General features: G+C 72.9%; 18 protein-coding genes. 13 read left to right on the top strand and 5 right to left on the bottom strand.

Annotated elements, in window-relative coordinates:
• Positions 1-103: 103 nt before the first annotated feature.
• Positions 104-604: a MarR family transcriptional regulator gene (locus ABGB18_RS32060; protein WP_347699377.1), complete on the top strand. Its 501-nt coding sequence runs from the start codon at positions 104-106 to the stop codon at positions 602-604.
• Positions 605-1,034: 430 nt separating this feature from the next.
• Here the strand turns inward: ABGB18_RS32060 and ABGB18_RS32055 are convergent, their stop codons facing one another.
• A complete protein-coding gene (locus ABGB18_RS32055) occupies positions 1,035-1,988 on the bottom strand; it encodes an NADP-dependent oxidoreductase (RefSeq protein ID WP_347699376.1) in 954 nt (317 codons plus the stop codon).
• A 49-nt stretch (positions 1,989-2,037) separates the two neighbouring features.
• Here ABGB18_RS32055 and ABGB18_RS32050 point away from each other — a divergent pair, with 49 nt between their 5' ends.
• Positions 2,038-2,652, top strand: a complete 615-nt coding sequence (locus ABGB18_RS32050) for a TetR family transcriptional regulator (RefSeq protein ID WP_347699375.1) — start codon at positions 2,038-2,040, stop codon at positions 2,650-2,652.
• 123 nt (positions 2,653-2,775) lie between these two features.
• Here ABGB18_RS32050 and ABGB18_RS32045 read toward each other — a convergent pair whose 3' ends face one another.
• Positions 2,776-3,063: a DUF1905 domain-containing protein gene (locus ABGB18_RS32045; protein WP_347699374.1), complete on the bottom strand. Its 288-nt coding sequence runs from the start codon at positions 3,061-3,063 to the stop codon at positions 2,776-2,778.
• The gene (locus ABGB18_RS32040; protein WP_347699373.1) at positions 3,060-3,623 is read right to left on the bottom strand and encodes a DinB family protein; all 564 of its coding nucleotides are present in this window, start codon (positions 3,621-3,623) and stop codon (positions 3,060-3,062) included. The genes ABGB18_RS32045 and ABGB18_RS32040 overlap by 4 nt, the downstream gene beginning before the upstream one ends.
• Positions 3,624-3,925: 302 nt before the next feature.
• Here ABGB18_RS32040 and ABGB18_RS32035 point away from each other — a divergent pair, with 302 nt between their 5' ends.
• The 11 genes from ABGB18_RS32035 to ABGB18_RS31985 all read left to right on the top strand — a co-directional run bounded on the left by ABGB18_RS32035 (position 3,926) and on the right by ABGB18_RS31985 (position 16,521).
• Complete coding sequence (locus ABGB18_RS32035) at positions 3,926-4,519, top strand: TetR/AcrR family transcriptional regulator (RefSeq protein ID WP_347699372.1); 594 nt, start codon at positions 3,926-3,928, stop codon at positions 4,517-4,519.
• 76 nt (positions 4,520-4,595) lie between these two features.
• The gene (locus tag ABGB18_RS32030) at positions 4,596-5,639 is read left to right on the top strand and encodes an ABC transporter substrate-binding protein (protein ID WP_347699371.1); all 1,044 of its coding nucleotides are present in this window, start codon (positions 4,596-4,598) and stop codon (positions 5,637-5,639) included.
• Complete coding sequence (locus ABGB18_RS32025) at positions 5,636-6,487, top strand: ABC transporter permease (protein ID WP_347699370.1); 852 nt, start codon at positions 5,636-5,638, stop codon at positions 6,485-6,487. Before ABGB18_RS32030 ends, ABGB18_RS32025 begins: the two co-directional genes overlap by 4 nt.
• Complete coding sequence (locus ABGB18_RS32020; protein WP_347699369.1) at positions 6,484-7,269, top strand: ABC transporter permease; 786 nt, start codon at positions 6,484-6,486, stop codon at positions 7,267-7,269. The genes ABGB18_RS32025 and ABGB18_RS32020 overlap by 4 nt, the downstream gene beginning before the upstream one ends.
• Positions 7,266-8,282 (top strand): ABC transporter ATP-binding protein, encoded by a 1,017-nt coding sequence (locus ABGB18_RS32015; RefSeq protein ID WP_347699368.1) that lies wholly within the window; start codon positions 7,266-7,268, stop codon positions 8,280-8,282. Before ABGB18_RS32020 ends, ABGB18_RS32015 begins: the two co-directional genes overlap by 4 nt.
• An 18-nt stretch (positions 8,283-8,300) precedes the next feature.
• Positions 8,301-9,470, top strand: a complete 1,170-nt coding sequence (locus tag ABGB18_RS32010; protein WP_347699367.1) for an acyl-CoA dehydrogenase family protein — start codon at positions 8,301-8,303, stop codon at positions 9,468-9,470.
• Positions 9,471-9,507: 37 nt separating this feature from the next.
• Positions 9,508-11,532 (top strand): acetate--CoA ligase family protein, encoded by a 2,025-nt coding sequence (locus tag ABGB18_RS32005; protein ID WP_347699366.1) that lies wholly within the window; start codon positions 9,508-9,510, stop codon positions 11,530-11,532.
• Positions 11,529-13,124: a 5-guanidino-2-oxopentanoate decarboxylase gene (locus tag ABGB18_RS32000; protein ID WP_347699365.1), complete on the top strand. Its 1,596-nt coding sequence runs from the start codon at positions 11,529-11,531 to the stop codon at positions 13,122-13,124. Before ABGB18_RS32005 ends, ABGB18_RS32000 begins: the two co-directional genes overlap by 4 nt.
• Entirely contained in the window at positions 13,121-14,275 is a 1,155-nt protein-coding gene (locus tag ABGB18_RS31995; protein ID WP_347699364.1) for a Glu/Leu/Phe/Val dehydrogenase dimerization domain-containing protein, read from the top strand. The genes ABGB18_RS32000 and ABGB18_RS31995 overlap by 4 nt, the downstream gene beginning before the upstream one ends.
• 228 nt (positions 14,276-14,503) lie before the next feature.
• A complete protein-coding gene (locus tag ABGB18_RS31990; protein ID WP_347699363.1) occupies positions 14,504-14,941 on the top strand; it encodes a MerR family transcriptional regulator in 438 nt (145 codons plus the stop codon).
• 134 nt (positions 14,942-15,075) lie between these two features.
• Positions 15,076-16,521 (top strand): PLP-dependent aminotransferase family protein, encoded by a 1,446-nt coding sequence (locus ABGB18_RS31985; RefSeq protein ID WP_347699362.1) that lies wholly within the window; start codon positions 15,076-15,078, stop codon positions 16,519-16,521.
• 101 nt (positions 16,522-16,622) lie between these two features.
• On the opposite strand, the gene ABGB18_RS31980 is transcribed toward ABGB18_RS31985, so the two are convergent.
• Both ABGB18_RS31980 and ABGB18_RS31975 read right to left on the bottom strand, forming a co-directional pair.
• Positions 16,623-17,501, bottom strand: a complete 879-nt coding sequence (locus ABGB18_RS31980; protein WP_347699361.1) for an NAD(P)-dependent oxidoreductase — start codon at positions 17,499-17,501, stop codon at positions 16,623-16,625.
• Positions 17,501-17,683, bottom strand: a complete 183-nt coding sequence (locus tag ABGB18_RS31975) for a hypothetical protein (protein ID WP_347699360.1) — start codon at positions 17,681-17,683, stop codon at positions 17,501-17,503. The genes ABGB18_RS31980 and ABGB18_RS31975 overlap by 1 nt, the downstream gene beginning before the upstream one ends.
• Between the last annotated feature and the right edge of the window lie 107 nt (positions 17,684-17,790).

Here is a 17,790-nt window from a genome sequence, read left to right as displayed (position 1 = left end):
CTCGAGATCGCCGCTACAGCCTCGCAGAGCCGCCCCCGTCGTGTCTCTATCTTTTCGATCACTGGGATAACAGTACTTATATAAGTTCTTATATGATACGCGTATGACCTATTCCCACGCCCCCGATCCCACCCAGGAGAGCATCTGGCGGCCGCTGCGGGTCCTTCAGGCCGCCATGGACGCGGACATCGCCCGGCTCTACACCGACAAGCGCATCGAAGGGCTCAGGCCGAGCTTCGTCATGGAGCTGCTCCGGCTGCACGCCCTCGGGCCGATGACCATCACCGAACTGGCCGAGTCGGTCGGCCGGACGCACTCGGCGCTCAGCCAGAAGGTCGCCGCGATGCGCGAGGCCGGCTGGGTCCACACCGTCGAGGGTGACGACGCGCGCAGCAAGAAGGTGACGCTCACCGACAAGGCCCGCGGCATCGTGGGTCGCCTGGCGGCGGAGTGGCGGGCCACCGAGGCCGCCGTCGCCGAGATCGAGGCCGAGATCCCCTACCCCCTCACCCGGGTCGTCACCGACATCGAGCAGGCCCTCGCGCGCAGGAGCTTTCACGACCGGATCGCGGAGAAGCTGGCCGAGGATCCCGCGTGGGACTGAGGCACACGCTGCCCGGCGTGAGCCCACCGCCCGGGACATGTGCTGAGGGGATCGGCCGATCCCCTCAGCGGCCGGTCAGTTGAACGGGTTGTCCAGGGTCTGCGTGTCGAAGTATTCGCGGGCGCCGTTGTAGGGGTTGAACCCGACGCCCTGGAGGGTGATCGTCAGGCTCGTGATGGGAGCGGCCGAGGTCACCTCCCCGCTGTGGCGGGTCGGCGTGTTCGGGAGCCTGCAGGCGTCGGGATCCGCGTCCCCCGAGGCCGAATCGGACGGACCCGGCAACGCATGGCCATTCACTGAAGCCCAACGACAGGCTGTCAAAACACCACCGCCAGGTCTTCGTCATTAGTGATAGGAAGCGGCGGGCGAGGTGTCCGCACAACGGCATCGGGCCCGCAACCGGCCGTCGGGGCCGGTTACGGGCGCCCGATCAGTTCACCAGCACGATCTTCCCGCGAGCGTGGCGGCTCTCGCTCAGCTCGTGCGCGGCCGCCGCCTCGGCCAGCGGGAACACCGCCGCGACCGGCACCCGCAGCCGTCCCTGCTCGGCGAGCGCGACCGCGGCGTCGAGGCCGTGCAGCGCCAGCGGGTCCGCGGCGGCTCCGACGGCGGCGGCGCCCGTGTCGTCGGCCAGCGCCGTCTGCGACATGTGCACGCCGTGCGCCGCCGCGGTGAAGTCGGCGATCGTCACCACGCGCGCCGGATCCCCGGCGATGGCGACCAGGTCGGGCAGCGCCCCTCCGGCGCAGTCGAACACCGCGTCCACCCCCTCCGGTGCCAGCGCGCGGACCCGCTCGATCAGCCCTCCCCCGTACGTCGTCGGCTCCGCCCCCAGGGACCGCAGGAAGTCGTGGTTGTGCTCGCCGGCCGTACCGATGACGGCGGCACCCCGGGCGACCGCGAGCTGGACGGCGATCGTGCCCACCCCGCCCGCCGCGCCCTGCACCAGCACGGTGTGCCCGGCCCCGACGGCGAGCCGGTCGAGGACCCGGGTGGCCGTCTCGACGCTGCCCGCGGCACCGCCCGCCTCCTCCCAGCTCCACGCGGCCGGCTTGGGAGCCCAGGCGGTCAGGACCGCGTGGTCGGCGTTGGCGCCGCGCCCGGTCGTGGTGGTCACGCCGAACACCTCGTCGCCCGGGCCGACGCCCGTCACCCCCTCGCCGACCTCGTCCACCACGCCCGCGGCGTCGAACCCGGTCCGGTACGGGAAGGTCGTGGGCACCACGTCACGCAGCATGCCGGAGCGGAAATAGGCCTCCCCGGCCGCGACCCCGGACGCCCGTACGGCGATGCGGATCATCCCCGGCCCGGCGTGTGGCTCCTCGACCTCGGCGACATGCACCACGTTCGGCGGGCCGTACTCGGAAAACTGAACAGCTCTCATGCGCCGCACCGTAACGGAACACCCCGTCCGTTTGGCTAAAGTGAGAGCGGTGACGGCCGAAGTGAGTCAGAAACTGCGCTCGGACGCCCGCGACAACCGCGAGCGCATCCTCGCGGTCGCCCGCGCGGCCTTCGCCGCCGAGGGCCTCGACGTGCCGATCCGCGAGATCGCCCGGCGGGCGGAAGTGGGGGCCGCGACCGTCTACCGGCACTTCCCGACCAAGGAAGCGCTGTTCGCCGAGGCCTTCGCCGAGGCGATGGCGATGTGCTCGGCGGTCGTCGAGGAGGGCCTGGCGGCCGCCGACCCGTGGCGCGGGTTCTGCCTGGTGATCGAGAAGCTCATGGAGGTCAACGCCCTCGACCGGGGCTTCTCCCGCGCCTTCGTCTCGCGGGTCGACTATTTCGCCGCCGACCGCGACCGCACGCTGCGTCTGCTGCTCCGGCTCATCCGGCGCGCGAAGGAGGCGGGGGACCTGCGGGCGGATTTCGTCCTGGAGGACATCATCCTGGCCCTGATGGCGAACGAGGGCATCCGCGCCGAGTCACCCGAGATGCGGGCGGCGGCCTCACGCCGCCTCGCCGCCCTGATGATCCAGTCATTCCGGGCGAACCCCGCCCCGGCCCCGCTCCCGCCGGCCGTCCGCCTGCCCCTCTCCACCCGCTGAGGCCGCGAACGATCACCCGCCGGGTCCTGGGCTCGACGCGGTCTCGGACGGCCTGGCGGTCGTCGCCTCAGTCGTGGGCGCGCTCGGATTCGATCCGTTGATCGCCGGGCCGTGCCGGATGGGTCAGACGCCGACGGTCAGGGAGACGGTCACCACGTCTCCCACGTCGAGTCCTTCGGCCTTCCGCACGGCCGTCTTCACCGGCACGAGATAGCGCCCGTCCTTGGGATACAACGACGTCCTCCACCGGGTTTCCCGGATCCGGGCCGTGACCGGGATCATGCCCCAGCCGTAGCTCACCGCGGGAACGGTCGTTCTCAGGTCGTGGCACTCCTCGTCCGGCACGGTGATGAAGTGCCACGGCGCCGGACCCCTCCAGAACCACATCTCACCGCTGAACTCCAGGTTCATCGGGAAACACGCCATCCGGCCGGAGGGTCCTCGCCGACCCGCCCGTCCACGGCTTCGCGGAGCAGATCGGCGTGCCCGGTGTGCCGCCCGTACTCCTCGACCAGGTCGCACACCAGCCGGCGCAGGCTGACCCGGCGCCCGTCGCCGAACGTGAGGTGGACGAGCTGGTCGAGCCCGCCGGCCGCGAGGGCAGCGTCGAGGGTGGCCCGGGACCGTTCGACGGTGGTGTCCCAGAGCGCGTAGAGCTCTTCGGGGGTGTCGCCTTCGGCCGAGTTGAAGTCCCAGTCGGGGTCGGCGTCCCAGGGGGCGGTGTTCCACGGGGCGCCGAGCGGCGTGCCGCTGAGTTTGGTGCCGAAGATCTGCTCCTCGACACACGCGAGGTGCTTGAGCAGGCCGCCCAGCGTCAGGGACGAGGAGCCCACGCGGGTCCGCAGCCCGGCGGCGTCGAGGCCGTCGGCCTTCCAGCGGAAGGTCACGCGCAGGCGGTCGAGCGCGCCGGCGAGGTGCTCGGCCTCGGTGCCGGTGGTGGGCGGTTCCCACCAGTGGTCGCTGTTGGTCATGGCGCCACCGTAGGGCTGGTTCCGGACGTTCCGCGTCCGGAAACCGTCCTTGCCTGACCTTTTGCCGACGCTGCCGCCATGGCGATCTCCGGGCGGACCGGGTGCCGGACCCGTGTCCTGTACGACGAGTCCGCGTCGCGATAGCCGCGACAACCCTCCGGAACGTACGGGCAGGTCGATGTACGGTGATCGCCGCCGTCGGGTTGACGGGAGATGCCGGGGAACTGTGCCGAACCACCCTCACGGGCGGATACAGTTCGTCAAAATTGACTGATCAGCCAGATATCGTGGAGAGGTTTCGCATGCCGCGTCCCAGCGTCGAGTTCGAGCGCCGCGAGCAGATCCTGCGCGCCGCCTGCGGGGTGATCGCGGAGGTCGGGCTGCGGTCGATGCGGATCTCCGACGTGGCCAGGCGCGCCGGCATGAGCAGCGGCACCGTTCACTACTACTTCGCCAGCAAGCGCGAGGTCGTGCACGCGGCCTTCGAGTACAACTTCCAGCGCTCGATCGACCGCCGCAGGCCGATCTTCGAGGGCGAGGACGACCCGCGGGCCAGGCTGCTCGCCTTCGTCCGCTCCTACCTGCCGGTGGGCGAGGAGACCGTACGGGCCTGGCGGGTGTGGATGGAGTTGTGGAGCGAGGCGCTGCGCGAGCCGGAGCTGCAGGACCTCAACGAGCGCGTCTACGGCGAGTGGCGGCGCATCGTGGCGGCCGTGATCCGCGACGGGCAGACGCTCGGCCTGCTGCGCGAGGGTGACGCGGTGGAGTACGCCAACCGGCTGATCGGCATGATCGACGGGCTGGCCATCCAGGTGCTGGTGGGCTCGCGCAGCATGACCGTGGAGCGGATGAGCGCGGTCTGCGAGGGGTTCCTCGCGGAGCTCGAACAGAAGTAAGCGTTGACATACCGGGGTGATTCGCGACACAGTGCTGCGATAAATAACTGGCGCGCCAGTCAACTATGGAGGCGGCATGTCACGCAGAGGGCTCATACTCGCGGTGACGGGGTTGCTCGCGCTCACCGCGTGCGGCGGCGGTCACGCCGCGAGCGGTGACGGGAAGCAGCTCACCGTCGTCATGTGGGGCGGCGACGACCAGAAGAAGGCGGTGGCCGCCTACGTCGAGCCGTGGGCCAAGGCCAAGGGCGTGATGGTCAAGCAGGACTCTCCCACCGACTACGCCAAGTTCCGCGCCCAGGTGGAGTCGAAGAAGGTGAGCTGGGGCGCCGTCGAGGTCGAGCCGAACTTCGCGGTCACCGCCTGCAAGAACGGCTGGGCGGTCAAGCTCGACCCGGCCAAGGTGGACACCTCCCAGGTCAAGAAGGAGCTCGTCGGCGAGTGCGCCGCGCCGCTGCTCGAATACGCCTTCACCATGGCCTACAACACCAAGGCCTACTCCGCCGAGAACCACCCGAAGACGTGGGCCGAGTTCTTCGACACCGAGAAGTTCCCCGGCAAACGCGGCTTCTGGAAGTACGCCACGGGCGCGATGTTCGAGGCGGCCCTGCTGGCCGACGGCGTGCCCGCCGACCGGCTCTACCCGCTCGACATCGACCGGGCCTTCAAGAAGCTCGACACCATCAAGAAGGACATCGTCTTCTACGAGACGGGCGAGCAGCAGCAGCAACTCGTCTCCAGCGGCGAGGTGCCGCTGATCCAGGCGTGGAACGGCCGCATCTTCGCCGCCGCCAAGGACGGCCAGCCGGTGGCCAACGAGTGGAACCAGCACCTGCTCTCCTACGACCAGGTCGTCATCCCGGCCGGATACCGCGACACCGCCCTCGCGCAGGAGTGGCTGAACAACTTCCTCGCCGACGCCAAGGGGCAGGCGGACTACGCCAACCAGAGCGCCTACGCGCCGGTCAACGCCAAGGCCCTGCAGTACGTCAACCCCGACGTCCGCCGCGAACTGCCCACCGAGCACGAGGACCAGCGGGCCGCGATCGTCGACTACACCTACTGGGCCGAGCACTACGACGAGGTCACCGAGCGGCTGAACGAGTGGATGGCCCAGTGACGGCCGGTGCGGTGACCGGGCGGCGCCTGCCCGACGGGTGGGGCGTCCTGGTGCTGCCGCTGGTGGCCTTCCTGCTCGTGGTCTTCGTCTACCCGCTGGTCTCCATGCTGGCGCGCAGCGTCAGCGACCCCGAACCCGGCCTGGGCAACTACGCGGCCTTCTTCGACTCGCCCGTTTACACGAACGTCCTGGTCAACACGTTCGTCATCGCCGGGCTGGTCACGCTGGTGACGCTGCTGCTCGGCTTCCCCTACGCCTACCTCATGACGCTGGCCACACCGTTCTGGCGAGGCGTGCTGATGGCCGCGGTGCTGGTGCCGTTCTGGACCAGCCTGCTGGTGCGGACCTTCGCCTGGGTGCTGATCCTGCGGGACACCGGGGTGGTCAACGACGTGCTCGGCGCGTTCGGCGGGCAGCCCGTGCCGCTGCTGCGCAACCTGGCCGGGGTGCTGATCGGGATGGTCCAGGTGATGCTGCCGTTCGCGGTCCTGCCGATCTACGCGACCATGCGCGGCATCGACCGCAGGCTCCTGCAGGCGGCCGAGGGGCTCGGCGCCCGGCCGGCGTTCGCGTTCTGGCGCGTCTACGCGCCGCTGACCCTGCCGGGCGTGGCCGCCGCGACGCTGCTGGTGTTCGTCTCCTCCCTCGGCTTCTACGTCACGCCCGCGCTGCTGGGCGGGCCGAAGAACGTCATGATCGGCGAGCTGATCGTGCAGCAGCTCTCCGGGGTGCTGCGCTGGGGCTTCGCCTCCGCGCTGGCGGTCATCCTGCTGGTGGTGACCGGGGTGCTGTTGCTGCTGGCCGCGCGGGTGGTCGACCTGCGGCGGATGATCGGAGGCGGGCGATGAGACCGGCCAGGATCGCCCTGTGGGCGCTCGCCGCGCTGACCGCGCTCTACCTCGTGCTGCCGGTCTTCATCGTGATCCCCATGTCGTTCTCCGACAGCGCCTTCCTGGAGTTCCCGCCGCAGGACTGGTCGGTCCGCTGGTACGAGAACTTCTTCACCGACCTGACCTGGCTCGACAGCACCATCGCCAGCCTGCAGATCGCCGTGCAGGTGACACTGCTGTCCCTCGTGCTGGGCACGGCGGCCGCCCTCGGCATGGTCCGGGGCCGCTATCCCCTCAAGGCGCTGGTGTCCGGGCTGGTCATGGCCCCCGTGCTGGTTCCGTACGTGATCGTCGGGCTGGCGGTCTACGCCGTCTTCCTGAAGCTGGGGATCACCGAGACCGCGCTGGGTTTCGTGCTCGTGCACACCGCGCTGGCGGTGCCGTACGTCGTGATCACCGTGTCGTCGGCGCTGATGTCGTTCGACCGGCGCCTGGAACACGCGGCGATGGGCCTGGGCGCCGGGCCGGTGACCACGTTCGCCAGGGTGACGTTGCCGCTGATCGCGCCGAGCCTGGCCAGCGGCGCGGTGTTCGCGTTCGTCACCTCCTTCGACGAGGTCGTCACCAGCGTGTTCCTGTCCGGTCCCGACCTCACGACCCTGCCCGTGCAGATGTGGTCGGGGGTGCGGGTGCAGATCGATCCGACGGTCGCGGCGGTGTCGAGCATGCTGCTCCTCGTCACGCTGTCGCTGTTCGCCGCTGCCGGGGTGGCCCGGCTGGTACGCAGGAGGAAAGCATGAACGAGGCCGGCCCGCACGAGAGCGGTGCGGTGGATGTGCTCGGCGTCGGGAAGACCTATGGCCAGGCCGTGGCGCTCGACGACGTGACGCTGCACGTGGAGCCGGGCGAGTTCATGACGTTGCTGGGCAGCAGCGGCTCGGGCAAGTCGACGCTGCTGAACGTGGTCGCCGGGTTCACCCGCCCGACGTCCGGCTCGGTCGCGGTCGACGGCCGGGACATCACGAAGGATCCGCCGTACAAGCGGGATCTCGGCATGGTCTTCCAGCACTACGCGCTGTTCCCGCACATGAGCGTGGCCGAGAACGTGGCGTTCCCGCTGCGCCGGCGGCGCGTGCGCGGCGCGGAGCTGACGAAGCGGGTGAGCGAGGCGCTCGACGTGGTGGAGCTGGGCGGGCTGCGCGACCGGCGGCCCGCCCAGCTCTCCGGCGGGCAGCAGCAGCGGGTCGCGCTGGCCAGGGCGATCGTGTTCCGGCCGCGCGTCCTGCTGATGGACGAGCCGCTCGGCGCGCTGGACAAGCGGCTGCGCGAGCAGCTCCAGTTGGAGATCAAGCGGCTGCACACGGAGCTGGGGATCACGTTCGTCTTCGTCACGCACGACCAGGACGAGGCGCTGACCATGTCCGACCGGATCGCGCTGCTACGTGACGGGCGGATCGTGCAGGTCGGCACGCCGGCCGACCTCTACGACCGGCCCGCCTCCCGCTACGTCGCGGAGTTCCTCGGCGAGTCGAACCTGCTGCCCGCCCCGAAGGACTCGGAAGTGTTCCTGGTGCGGCCGCAGGACGTGCGCCTCAGCCGGCCGGGCGCCGGCCTGCCCGCCGGGGATCACGCCCACGAGGGGAAGGTCACCGAGGTGATCTACCTCGGCAGCGGCCTGCGCGTGGAGGTGGAGCTGCGCACGGGAGGCCGGGTGATCGCCCGCACCGGAACCCGGCTCGATCCGGTGCCGAGCCCCGACGACGAGGTCGTCGCGCACTGGCGCCCGCAGGACTGCGTCACCGTTCCCGCCTGAGCGTTCTGGAGAGGATCCATGGTGCGTTCCCTGAAAGACGGCGTCGAGCTGACTTCCGACCAGCGCGAGTTCGTCGCCCTCGCCCGCGACTTCGCGCTGCGCGAGATACGGCCGCGCGCCCGCGAGGTCGACGACGCCGACCACGAGTCACCGCTCGATCTGTGGGCCAAGGCGGCCAAGCTGGGGCTGACGTCGTTCATGCTGCCGGAGGAGTACGGCGGGGGCGGCGTCGGCGACCTGGTGACCCAGGCGCTGGTCACCGAGGAGCTCTGCTACGGCGACATCGGCATCGGCAACCTGCTCACCTCCAACGGCTTCTTCGCCGGCCCCGTCGAGGCGCTCGGCTCGCCGGAGCAGCGGCACCGCTGGCTCACTCCGCTGACCGGGGACGAACCGCCCATGACGGCGCTCGCGGTGACCGAGCCGGCCATCGGCTCGGACGCGGCCGGCCTGCGGACCCGGGCGGTCCGCGACGGCTCCGGCTACCTGCTCAGCGGGCAGAAGACGTGGATCTCCAACGCGCCCTACGCGAAATGGATCGTCGTCTTCGCCACGGTCGACCCGTCGCTGCGATCGCGCGGGGTCACCGCTTTCGTGGTCGAGCGGGGCACGCCCGGCCTGCGCGTCGGGCGCGCCCTGCCGAAGATGGGGCAGCGGGCCATCGTCAGCGCGGAGGTCTTCCTCGACGACGTCCGGGTGCCCGAGGAGAGCCGGCTGGGGGAGGAGGGCCAGGGCTTCTACGGGCTGATGCGGACCTTCGACGCCTCCCGGATCCTGATCGCGGCCGCCTGCGCCGGTCTGTGCCGCGCGGCGCTGGATACGGCGCTGCGGTACGCCAGGGAACGCGAGCAGTTCGGCAAGCCGATCATCGAGCACCAGGCCGTGGCGTTCCGGCTGGCGGACATGGCGGCCAAGACCGACGCCGCGCACCTGCTGGCCATGCGGGCGGCCCGGGTGTTCGACGCCGGCGAGCCCGCCACGCAGGAGGCGGCGATCGCGAAGCTGGTCGCCTCCGAGAACGCCATGTGGTGCACGTGGGCCGCCCTCCAGACGCACGGCGGCTGGGGTTACTCGCGCGAGTTCCTGCTGGAGAAATGGATGCGCGACGCCAAGCTGGAGGAGATCGAGGAGGGCACGTCCGACATTCAGCGCCTCATCATCTCCCGGTCCCTGGCGAATTCCGGATGAGCCGGGCAGCGGACCGGCCGGGCGCGGGCCGGGCGACGTGAAGGCGTTCTCCGACCCGGCGTCGGTGGCCGTGGTGGGCGCCTCGGCGGACCCGGCGAAATGGGGATACTGGCTGGCCAGGGGCGCGCTGCGGGGCGTGCACCGGCGCAAGGTGCACCTGGTGAACCGGTCGGGAGCGGTCATCGACGGCATCGCCACCGTGCCCGGCCTCCGGGACCTGCCGGAGCCGCCCGAGCTCGCGGTGCTCTGCGTGCCGGCCGCGTCCGTGCCCGCGGTGGTCGAGGAGGCGCTGGACCTCGGCGTACGGGCCTTCGTCGGCATCAGCGCGGGCCTCGACGCGGCACAGGAGGCGGCGCTGGCCGGGCGGATCCGCGCGGCGGGCGCCCGCCTGATCGGCCCCAACTGCCTCGGCGTCTACGACTCCATGACCGCGCTGGAGCTGGCCTGGGGGAACTTCACCCCGGGCGCCCTCGGCATCGTCTCGCAGTCCGGGCAGCTCGGCCTCGAACTGGCCGGGCTGGCGGGCGAGGCGGGAGTGGGCGTGTCCCGGTTCGTCTCGGTGGGCAACCAGGCCGACGTCACCGCCGCCGACGTGCTCGCCGGCCTCGCCGGGCACGACAGGACGGCGGTGGTGGTGCTCTACCTGGAGAGCTTCCGGGACGGCAGGGCACTGGTGGCGACCCTCGCCGGGCTGCGCGAGCTCGGCAAGCCGGTCATCGTGCTGACGGTGGGCGCCAGCGCGGCGGGGCGGGCGGCGGCCCGATCCCACACCGGGGCGCTGACCTCCGGCACCGAGGTGGTGGAGGCGGCCTGCCGGGCGGCCGGCGCGGTGCTCGTCGAGACCCCGGCGCAGGCGGTGGACGTGGCCCAGTTGCTGCTGGACGCGCCCACCCCGGTCGGGCGGCGTGTCGCGGTGGTCGGTGACAGCGGCGGCCAGGGCGCGGTGGCGGCCGACGTGCTGAGCCGCAACGGCCTGGAGCTGCCGGAACTCGGGGCGGTGGCCGCGCGCGTGGCGGCGCTGCTCCCAACGGCCGCCGGCGTCCGCAACCCGATCGACCTCGCGGGCGCGGGGGAGCGGGATCTGAGCACCTATTCGACGCTGGTGGAGCTGCTGCTGGAGAGCGGGGAGGTGGACGGAGTGGTGCTGACCGGCTATTTCGGGTCGTACGGCGCCGACGCCCCGTCGTTGGAGTCCGCCGAGCTCGCCGTGGTCGACGCGGTGGGTGCCGTGGCGGCCCGGCACGGGCGGCCGGTGATCGTGCACAGCATGAGCCGGGACTCGGTGGCCGTGCGGGCGCTGAGAGAGCACGGCATTCCCACGTACGCGACGATCGACCAGGTGGGCTGGTCGCTGGGGCTGGCCACCGAGCTGGCGATCAGGCGGCCGCGCGCCACCGCCCACGTGCCGGCCACGACGCCGCCGGGCGAGGAGCGCGCCGCGCTGGGGTACCTCGCCGCGCGGGCCGTGCTCGCCGAGTACGGGGTGGCCTATCCGCCGGCCGCCGCGGTGCGCGGGCTCGGCGACCTGCGGGCCGCCGCCGGGCGGCTGCGGCCACCCTACGTGCTCAAGGCCGCCTGGCTGGCGCACAAGACGGAGTCGGGCGGCGTCGTGACCGGGCTGGACGGCCCGGCGGCGGCCGCCGCGGCGCTGGCGGAGCTCATCGGGCGGCTCGGCGCGGGGGAGTACGTGCTGGAGGAGATGGACACCAGGCCGGGCACGGTCGAACTGATCGTCGGCGGCCGGCGCGATCCGTCGTTCGGCCCCCTGGTCCTGGTCGGGGCGGGCGGCACGGCGAGCGAGCTCTACCGCGACGTCGCCGTGGAGCTCGCGCCGGTCACCGCGGAGGTGGCCGGGCGGATGCTGCGCAGGCTGACGGCGTACCCGCTGCTGACCGGCTGGCGGGGCGCGCCCGCGGCGGATGTCAGGACGGTCGCCGAGGTCGTCGCCGCGATCTCCGAGCTGATCGCCGGCCGCCCCGACGTGGCCGAGTGCGAGGTCAACCCGCTGCGGGCGGGACCGGACGGAGTGATGGGCGTGGACGCGCTGGTGGTGCCGCGATGACGGCCTTGACGGGTGGACAGGCTCTGGTCAGGGCGCTGGCCGCGCACGGGGTGGACACCGTGTTCGGCATTCCGGGCACGCACAACCTGGAGATCTACGCGGCGCTCGCGGCGCAGGGCGTGCGGCATGTCGGCACCCGGCACGAGCAGGGAGCGGGCTACGCCGCCGACGGCTACGCGCGTGTGACCGGGCGGCCGGGGGTCGCCGTGGTGACCTCGGGACCGGCCACGCTCAACGCGGCCGCGGCAGTCGGGCAGGCGTACTCGGACTCGGTGCCGGTGCTGCTCGTCTCGCCCGGCATGCCGCTGCGCCACCCCGGCAGGGGGAACGGGCTGCTGCACGAGACCAGGGACCAGAGCGGCGCGATGGACGCGGTGGCCGCCTACAGCCACCGGGTGACCAGCGTCGCCGAGATCCCGGTGGCCGTGGCCCAGGCGTTCGCGGCGATGACCTCGGGGCGGCCGCGGCCGGTGCACCTGGAGATCCCGTTCGACGTGCTGGAGGAGCGGGGGCAGGTGGCCGGGGCGGCGCCCGTCTCCGGTGCGGCCCTTCGCCCCGCACCGGCCGAGCTCGACGCCGCGGCGGCCCTGCTGGGCGCCGCCCGCCTCCCCCTGGTCATCGCCGGGGGCGGGGCCCGGGAGGCGTCCGGCGAGCTGCGGGCCCTGGCCGGGAGGCTGGGCGCGCCGGTGGTCACCTCGGCCAACGGCAAGGGCGCGCTGCCCGACGACCACCCGCTCGCGCTCGGCGCCGGCCTGCATCTGGAGGCGGTACGCGAGCTGGCCGAGGAGTCGGACGCGGTGCTCGTCGTGGGTTGCGAGCTGGCGCCCTCCGACCTCTGGCACGGCCCGTTGCCCCTGGACGGCAAGGTGGTCCGGATCGACGTCGATCCCGTACAGATCATCACCAACGCCCTGCCGGAGGTCGCCCTCGTCGGGGACGCGGCGCTCACGCTGCGCGAGCTGTCGGCCCGGCTCGGCGACGGGCCACCGGCCGGCCCGCCGGGGGAGGAGCGGGCGGCCCGGTGGCGCGAGCGCAAGGGCGCGCAGGCCGCACGCGAGGGCGCGCCGTGGCTGTGGATCGTGGAGACCCTGGCCGAGACGCTCGGCCGGGACGGCGTGATCGCCGGCGACAGCGCCATGGCCTGCTACTACGGCGCGCTGGCCAACCTCCCCGCGTACGCGCCGCGACGGTTCCTCTACCCGACCGGGTACGGCACCCTGGGTTATGGCCTGCCCGCCGCGATCGGTGCCGCGCTCGGCCGTCCCGGCGCGCCGGTGGCGGCGCTGCTCGGCGACGGCGGCGTGATGTTCACCGTGGCAGAGCTGGCCACGGCCGTGCACCTGGGGCTGGCGCTGCCCGTCGTGGTCGTCGACAACGGCGGCTACGGCGAGATCCGCGCCGAGATGGCGGCGCGCCGCGACCCCGTGCACGCGGTCGAGCTGCCGTCGCCGGACTTCGCGCTGCTGGCCCGGGCGCTCGGCGCCGACGGCGTACACGTCGGCGACCGCGGCACCCTGCGCGAGGCCCTGGCCGGGGCGCTCAAGAGCGAACGCCCCACCGTCATCCACGTTCGGGAGAAAGGCAGCCCGTGAGCCTACTGGAGATCACCTGGACCGACCCGGTCACCGCCCGCCGGGGTTACGTCGTCATCGACAGCCTGGTACGGGGCGTCGCGAGCGGCGGGCTGCGGGTGCGTGAGGGATGCTCGCTGGATGAGGTACGCGGCCTGGCCCACGGCATGTCGCTCAAGGAGGCCCTGGTCTACACGCCCGGCGACCGCTACGTACCACTCGGCGGGGCCAAGGGCGGGATCGACATGGACCCGAACGACCCGGACGCGCCCGCGGTGCTGCGCCGCTTTCTCACCGCGGTCCTGCCCGTGGTGCGCGAGCAGTGGAACACCGGCGAGGACTTCGGGACCAAGCAGGAACTGCTCGACGAGGTGGCCGGCGAGCTGGGCCTCGCCTCCACCGTCGAGGCGGCCTTCGCGCTGCTCGACGACCAGGTGGCGGCACGCGAGCGGCTGCGCGCCGCGATGGCGACGGTGGTGGACGGCGTGCCGCTGGCCGACCTGGTGGGCGGGTACGGTGTGGCGGAGGCGGCGCTGGCGGTCGCCCGCTGGCAGGGCGTCGAGGCGACGTCCGCGGTCGTGCAGGGCTTCGGCTCGATCGGCGGGGCGACGGCCCGGTACCTGCACCGGGCGGGCGTCCGGGTGGTCGCGGTCGCCGACCGCGACGGGATCATGACGTGCGAGGACGGCCTCGACGTGGAGGCCATGCTGCGCGCGCGGGACGGGCGCGGCGTCGTCGACCGGTCCTGCCTGCGGCCGGGCGACCGGACCGGGGCGGGCGCGCGGTGGCTGGACGTCCCGGCCGACCTGCTGGTGCCGGCGGCGATGTCGTACGTGCTCTGCCCGGCGGAGGCCGCCCGGGTACGGGCGCGGATCGTGGTGGAGGGCGCCAACCTGCCGACCCTGCCAGAGGCGGAGTCCCTGCTGATCGGCCGGGGCATTCCCGTCGTGCCGGACTTCCTCGCCAACGTCATGACGAACGCCTGGTGGTGGTGGGTGGTGTTCGGCGACATCGAGCCCACGGCCGAGGCGGCGTTCGCCAAGATCTCCTCGACCATGCGGCGGCTGGCCGGCGCGATCACCGGCGACTCCGCCGACCTGTCGCTGCGCAAGTCCGCGCTGGCCCTGGCCGAGCGGAACGCGGCCCTCATCGCGGCCCGCCATCCACGTTAGGTTCTCGCCGTGGGCCGTGGGCCGTGGCGGGTGTGCCCGCCACTGCCCACGGTTCACGGGGTGACGCGGAATGTCGCGTCCTTAGCCGTGGCTGTTCGGGGCGCCGGTGGTCTCGCGGCCACGAACTGGCTCTCGGCTGAGGTCGCGAACGCGCCCGCTCGCGGCGCAGGTGGCCGCCCGCCGTCATGCGGTTGACTTCAAGCGCTTGAGGTATGTGACGCTACCGATATGACAGCTTTCACCATCCAGGAGGCCTCCCGGAGGAGTGGACTGAGCGAGCCGACGTTGCGCTATTACGAGGAGGTCGGGCTGGTCGGCCCGATCGACCGTGACGCGAGGAGCGGGCATCGCCGGTACGGCAGCGAGGACCTGGACGTGCTCGACGCGCTGGCGTGCCTGCGCGCGGTCGGCGTGGGGATCGAGGACATGCGTACCTACCTGGCCAACCGTGCCCGGGGCCGGGCCGCGGCGGCCGAGCAGCGGGATCTGCTGTTGCGGCACGCCGAGCGTATCGAGGCCGAGATCGCCGCGCAGCACGCGCGGCTGGACTACCTGCGGGAGAAGGCGGCGCTGTGGGACGCCCGCGACCGCGGTGACACCGCCGCCGAGACCGAGGCGATCCAGCGCGTCATGGGCGTGGTCGGCGGCCTGGGGGCGCTGCGATGAGCCTGGTCCGGGCGCTCACATTCCGGCTGCCCGCCTCCCCGGCAAGATCATCTGAGCCGTGATGCCAGCCGCGGGCGATCTTGCCGTCGCGGCCTGATATGACAGGAGGGGCGGGACACGACAGGGGGCGGTGGATGCGGGGCGCGCCGGACGGGGGCGGTCTCGGGTCGGGGCTCGATCTGCATCTCGACCTGCACGGCACCGGCGGGGTGGGACGGTCGCTGGAGGCCGCCCTGCGTGAGGCGGTACGGTCGGGGCGGCTGACCGCGGGCACCCGGCTTCCTGGCACCCGTAGCCTCGCCACCGACCTCGGCCTGTCCAGGGGTACGGTCGTCCAGGCCTACACGCAGCTCATCGCCGAGGGCTGGCTGACGGGCGCGCGCGGATCCGGCACCCGGGTGGCCGGCGTGCTGCCGGAGTCCCACCTCGGCGAGGCCGCCGGCCAGGGCCAGCCGGAGCCTCGGGCCGCGGCCCTGGGGGACCTGCGTCCCGGGCGGCCCGACGTCAGCGCGTTCCCGCGCGCGGACTGGATGTCGAGCGTTCGCCGGGTGATGTCGGCGATGGAGTCCGAGCAGATGGGCTACCCCGACCCGGCGGGCATGCCCGCGCTGCGCGTGGCGGTCGCCGACTACGTCTCCCGGACCCGCGGGGTGTGGGCGAGCCCGGGATCGACGGTGATCACCGCGGGGGCCACCCAGGCGTTCGCGCTGCTCGCGTGTACCTTGCGCCGGCTCGGCGCCCGGTGCGCGGCGACCGAGGACCCCGGGTTCGTGCTGCACCGCGAGCTGCTGGCCGCGGCGGGGCTCCACCCGGTGCCGCTGCCGGTGGACGCGGACGGCGCCGACCCGTCGGGCCTGCCGGAGGGTGCGGGGCTCGCGCTGCTCACGCCGGCCCACCAGCACCCGTGGGGTGTCGTACTGGCGCCCGGGAGGCGCTCGGTGTTCATCGACTGGGCCCGGCGGAACGACTCCTACGTGATCGAGGACGACTACGATGGCGAGTTCCGCTACGACCAGCAACCGGTCGGCGCGATGCAGGCGCTGGCGCCCGACCGGGTGATCTACGCGGGCAGCACCAGCAAGACCCTGGCACCGGGGGTGCGGCTCGGCTGGCTGGTGGTGCCCGCGGCGCTGCGCGATCCGCTGCTGCGGACCGTGCGGGAGGCCGGCTCGGCGCCCGCCGTGATCGACCAGCTCGTGCTCGCCGACCTGCTCTCCCACGGCGGCTACGACCGGCACGTACGGCGGGTCCGGCTGGGTTACCGGCGGCGCCGCCACGAGCTGGCCGAACGGCTGGCGTCGGTCACCGACACGCGCCTCGCGGGCGTCGCCGCCGGCTTGCACACGCTGCTGCCGGTCCCCTCGGCCGCCGCCGAACGCGACCTGGTCGACACCGCCCAACGCGCGGGACTGCTCCTGCACGGCCTGCACACCGCCGGCTACTGGCACCCCGCAGGCCAGGAACGCCCCGCCGCCCTGGTCCTCGGCTACGCCACACCGCCACAGCACGCCTGGCGCCGGGCACTCGACCTCCTGGTCTCACTGGTCGGTGCCACGATGCGGAGGCGCTCGACCCGCTGACCCCGGCCGTCCGGCGCCACGGGCCAGGAGCGCTGCTCCTGGCCGTCCGGCGTCACGGGGTCGTGGTGGCGTTCGGCCTGCTGATCCCGGCCCTCCTGGCACTACGGGGCAGAAGTGCCGCCGGTCGGCGTCGCGAAGCCGTCCCGCCACGACGGGTACCTCGGCACCCAGCCGAGGTGCTTGCGCGCGTAGCGGTTGTCCGCGCCGCGCGCCCACCCCGGCCGGCCGGGGTCCGCGGGAGGCGGAGGTGGCGCGCCCACGGCCGCGCAGAAGGCGGGCACCCATTCCCGGCCCGGCGCCGGCTCGTCGTCGCAGACGTTGACCGCGCGGCCGGCGGGCCAGGTGAGAGCCTGGACGGCCGCGGTGGCGGCGTCGTCGGCGTGCACGAAGGACATCACCTCGCCGTCGGCGGCCAGTTTCCCCGCCCGCGCCAGGTCCGCGGCGAGGCCGTCGGGCGCGTACCACGTCCCGGGGCCGTAGAACCGCCCGTAGCGGAGCACGATCCACTCGGGCATCTCCCGGACGGCCGCCTCCAGCGTCGCCAGGCCCCCCACCGTCGTGCCCCGCGCCCCCGGTGCGGCGAGATCGAGCGGCGTCGTCTCGTCGGCGGGCTCCTCCCCGGCCTCGTACAGCCACGCGATGCTCTGCGCCACCATCCGGCGCACGCCGGCGGCGAGTGCCGCGTCGACCAGGTTGCGGGTGCCCGCCCTGCGCAGTGCCGCGTTCGCCGCCATGTCACCCGCGGCCAGGTCGGTGAGCTGGTGAAGCACGACGTCGGGCGCGGCTTCCCTGACGGCGGCGGCGAGCCCGGCGCGGTCGTGGGCGTCGGCCACGACCGGCTCCGCGCCCAGCGAGCGCAGCGTGTCGGTCCGGCCGGGCCTCCGGGTGAGAGCGGTGACCTGGTGCCCCCCGGCGACCAGCAGCGGCACCAGCCGCCGGCCGACCACCCCGGTCGCGCCCGCGAGGAAGATCCGCGCCATCAGTTCGGCCTCGGAGCACGACGGTCACGGCGGGCCGCGAGCTCCTCGTCGTCCACGTAGGTGAGCATCGGCTCGCCGGGCGGCAGTTCGATGAGCGCCGTCATCACGTGGGCGGGATCGGGCGGCTGGGGCAGCTCCCCGTCGAAGAGCAGGGTCAGTACGGTGTTGCCTGTCAGATTCATGCCCTCGACGCTATTAGGCAGGCGGTTCAGTGAAGTAGTCCACTTCCCGGCTCCTCGGCTGTACCACTTGCCTGGCTACATCGCCCAGCACGCGGGCCGCGGGGAGG

Source organism: Nonomuraea sp. B12E4 (genome assembly GCF_039871825.1).
Lineage (GTDB): Bacteria > Actinomycetota > Actinomycetes > Streptosporangiales > Streptosporangiaceae > Nonomuraea.
This window is presented reverse-complemented; position numbering and strand designations above follow the sequence as displayed.

Bases quoted from the DNA above. Each gene is read 5' to 3' on its own strand.
- ABGB18_RS32015 (WP_347699368.1), top strand. From the start codon at position 7,266: ATGAACGAGGCCGGCCCGCACGAGAGCGGTGCGGTGGATGTGCTCGGC.
- ABGB18_RS31975 (WP_347699360.1), bottom strand. From the start codon at position 17,683: ATGAATCTGACAGGCAACACCGTACTGACCCTGCTCTTCGACGGGGAG.
- ABGB18_RS32040 (WP_347699373.1), bottom strand. From the start codon at position 3,623: ATGACCAACAGCGACCACTGGTGGGAACCGCCCACCACCGGCACCGAG.
- ABGB18_RS32000 (WP_347699365.1), top strand. From the start codon at position 11,529: ATGACGGCCTTGACGGGTGGACAGGCTCTGGTCAGGGCGCTGGCCGCG.
- ABGB18_RS31985 (WP_347699362.1), top strand. From the start codon at position 15,076: ATGCGGGGCGCGCCGGACGGGGGCGGTCTCGGGTCGGGGCTCGATCTG.
- ABGB18_RS32010 (WP_347699367.1), top strand. From the start codon at position 8,301: ATGGTGCGTTCCCTGAAAGACGGCGTCGAGCTGACTTCCGACCAGCGC.
- ABGB18_RS32035 (WP_347699372.1), top strand. From the start codon at position 3,926: ATGCCGCGTCCCAGCGTCGAGTTCGAGCGCCGCGAGCAGATCCTGCGC.
- ABGB18_RS31980 (WP_347699361.1), bottom strand. From the start codon at position 17,501: ATGGCGCGGATCTTCCTCGCGGGCGCGACCGGGGTGGTCGGCCGGCGG.
- ABGB18_RS32030 (WP_347699371.1), top strand. From the start codon at position 4,596: ATGTCACGCAGAGGGCTCATACTCGCGGTGACGGGGTTGCTCGCGCTC.
- ABGB18_RS32060 (WP_347699377.1), top strand. From the start codon at position 104: ATGACCTATTCCCACGCCCCCGATCCCACCCAGGAGAGCATCTGGCGG.
- ABGB18_RS32020 (WP_347699369.1), top strand. From the start codon at position 6,484: ATGAGACCGGCCAGGATCGCCCTGTGGGCGCTCGCCGCGCTGACCGCG.
- ABGB18_RS31990 (WP_347699363.1), top strand. From the start codon at position 14,504: ATGACAGCTTTCACCATCCAGGAGGCCTCCCGGAGGAGTGGACTGAGC.
- ABGB18_RS32055 (WP_347699376.1), bottom strand. From the start codon at position 1,988: ATGAGAGCTGTTCAGTTTTCCGAGTACGGCCCGCCGAACGTGGTGCAT.
- ABGB18_RS32045 (WP_347699374.1), bottom strand. From the start codon at position 3,063: ATGAACCTGGAGTTCAGCGGTGAGATGTGGTTCTGGAGGGGTCCGGCG.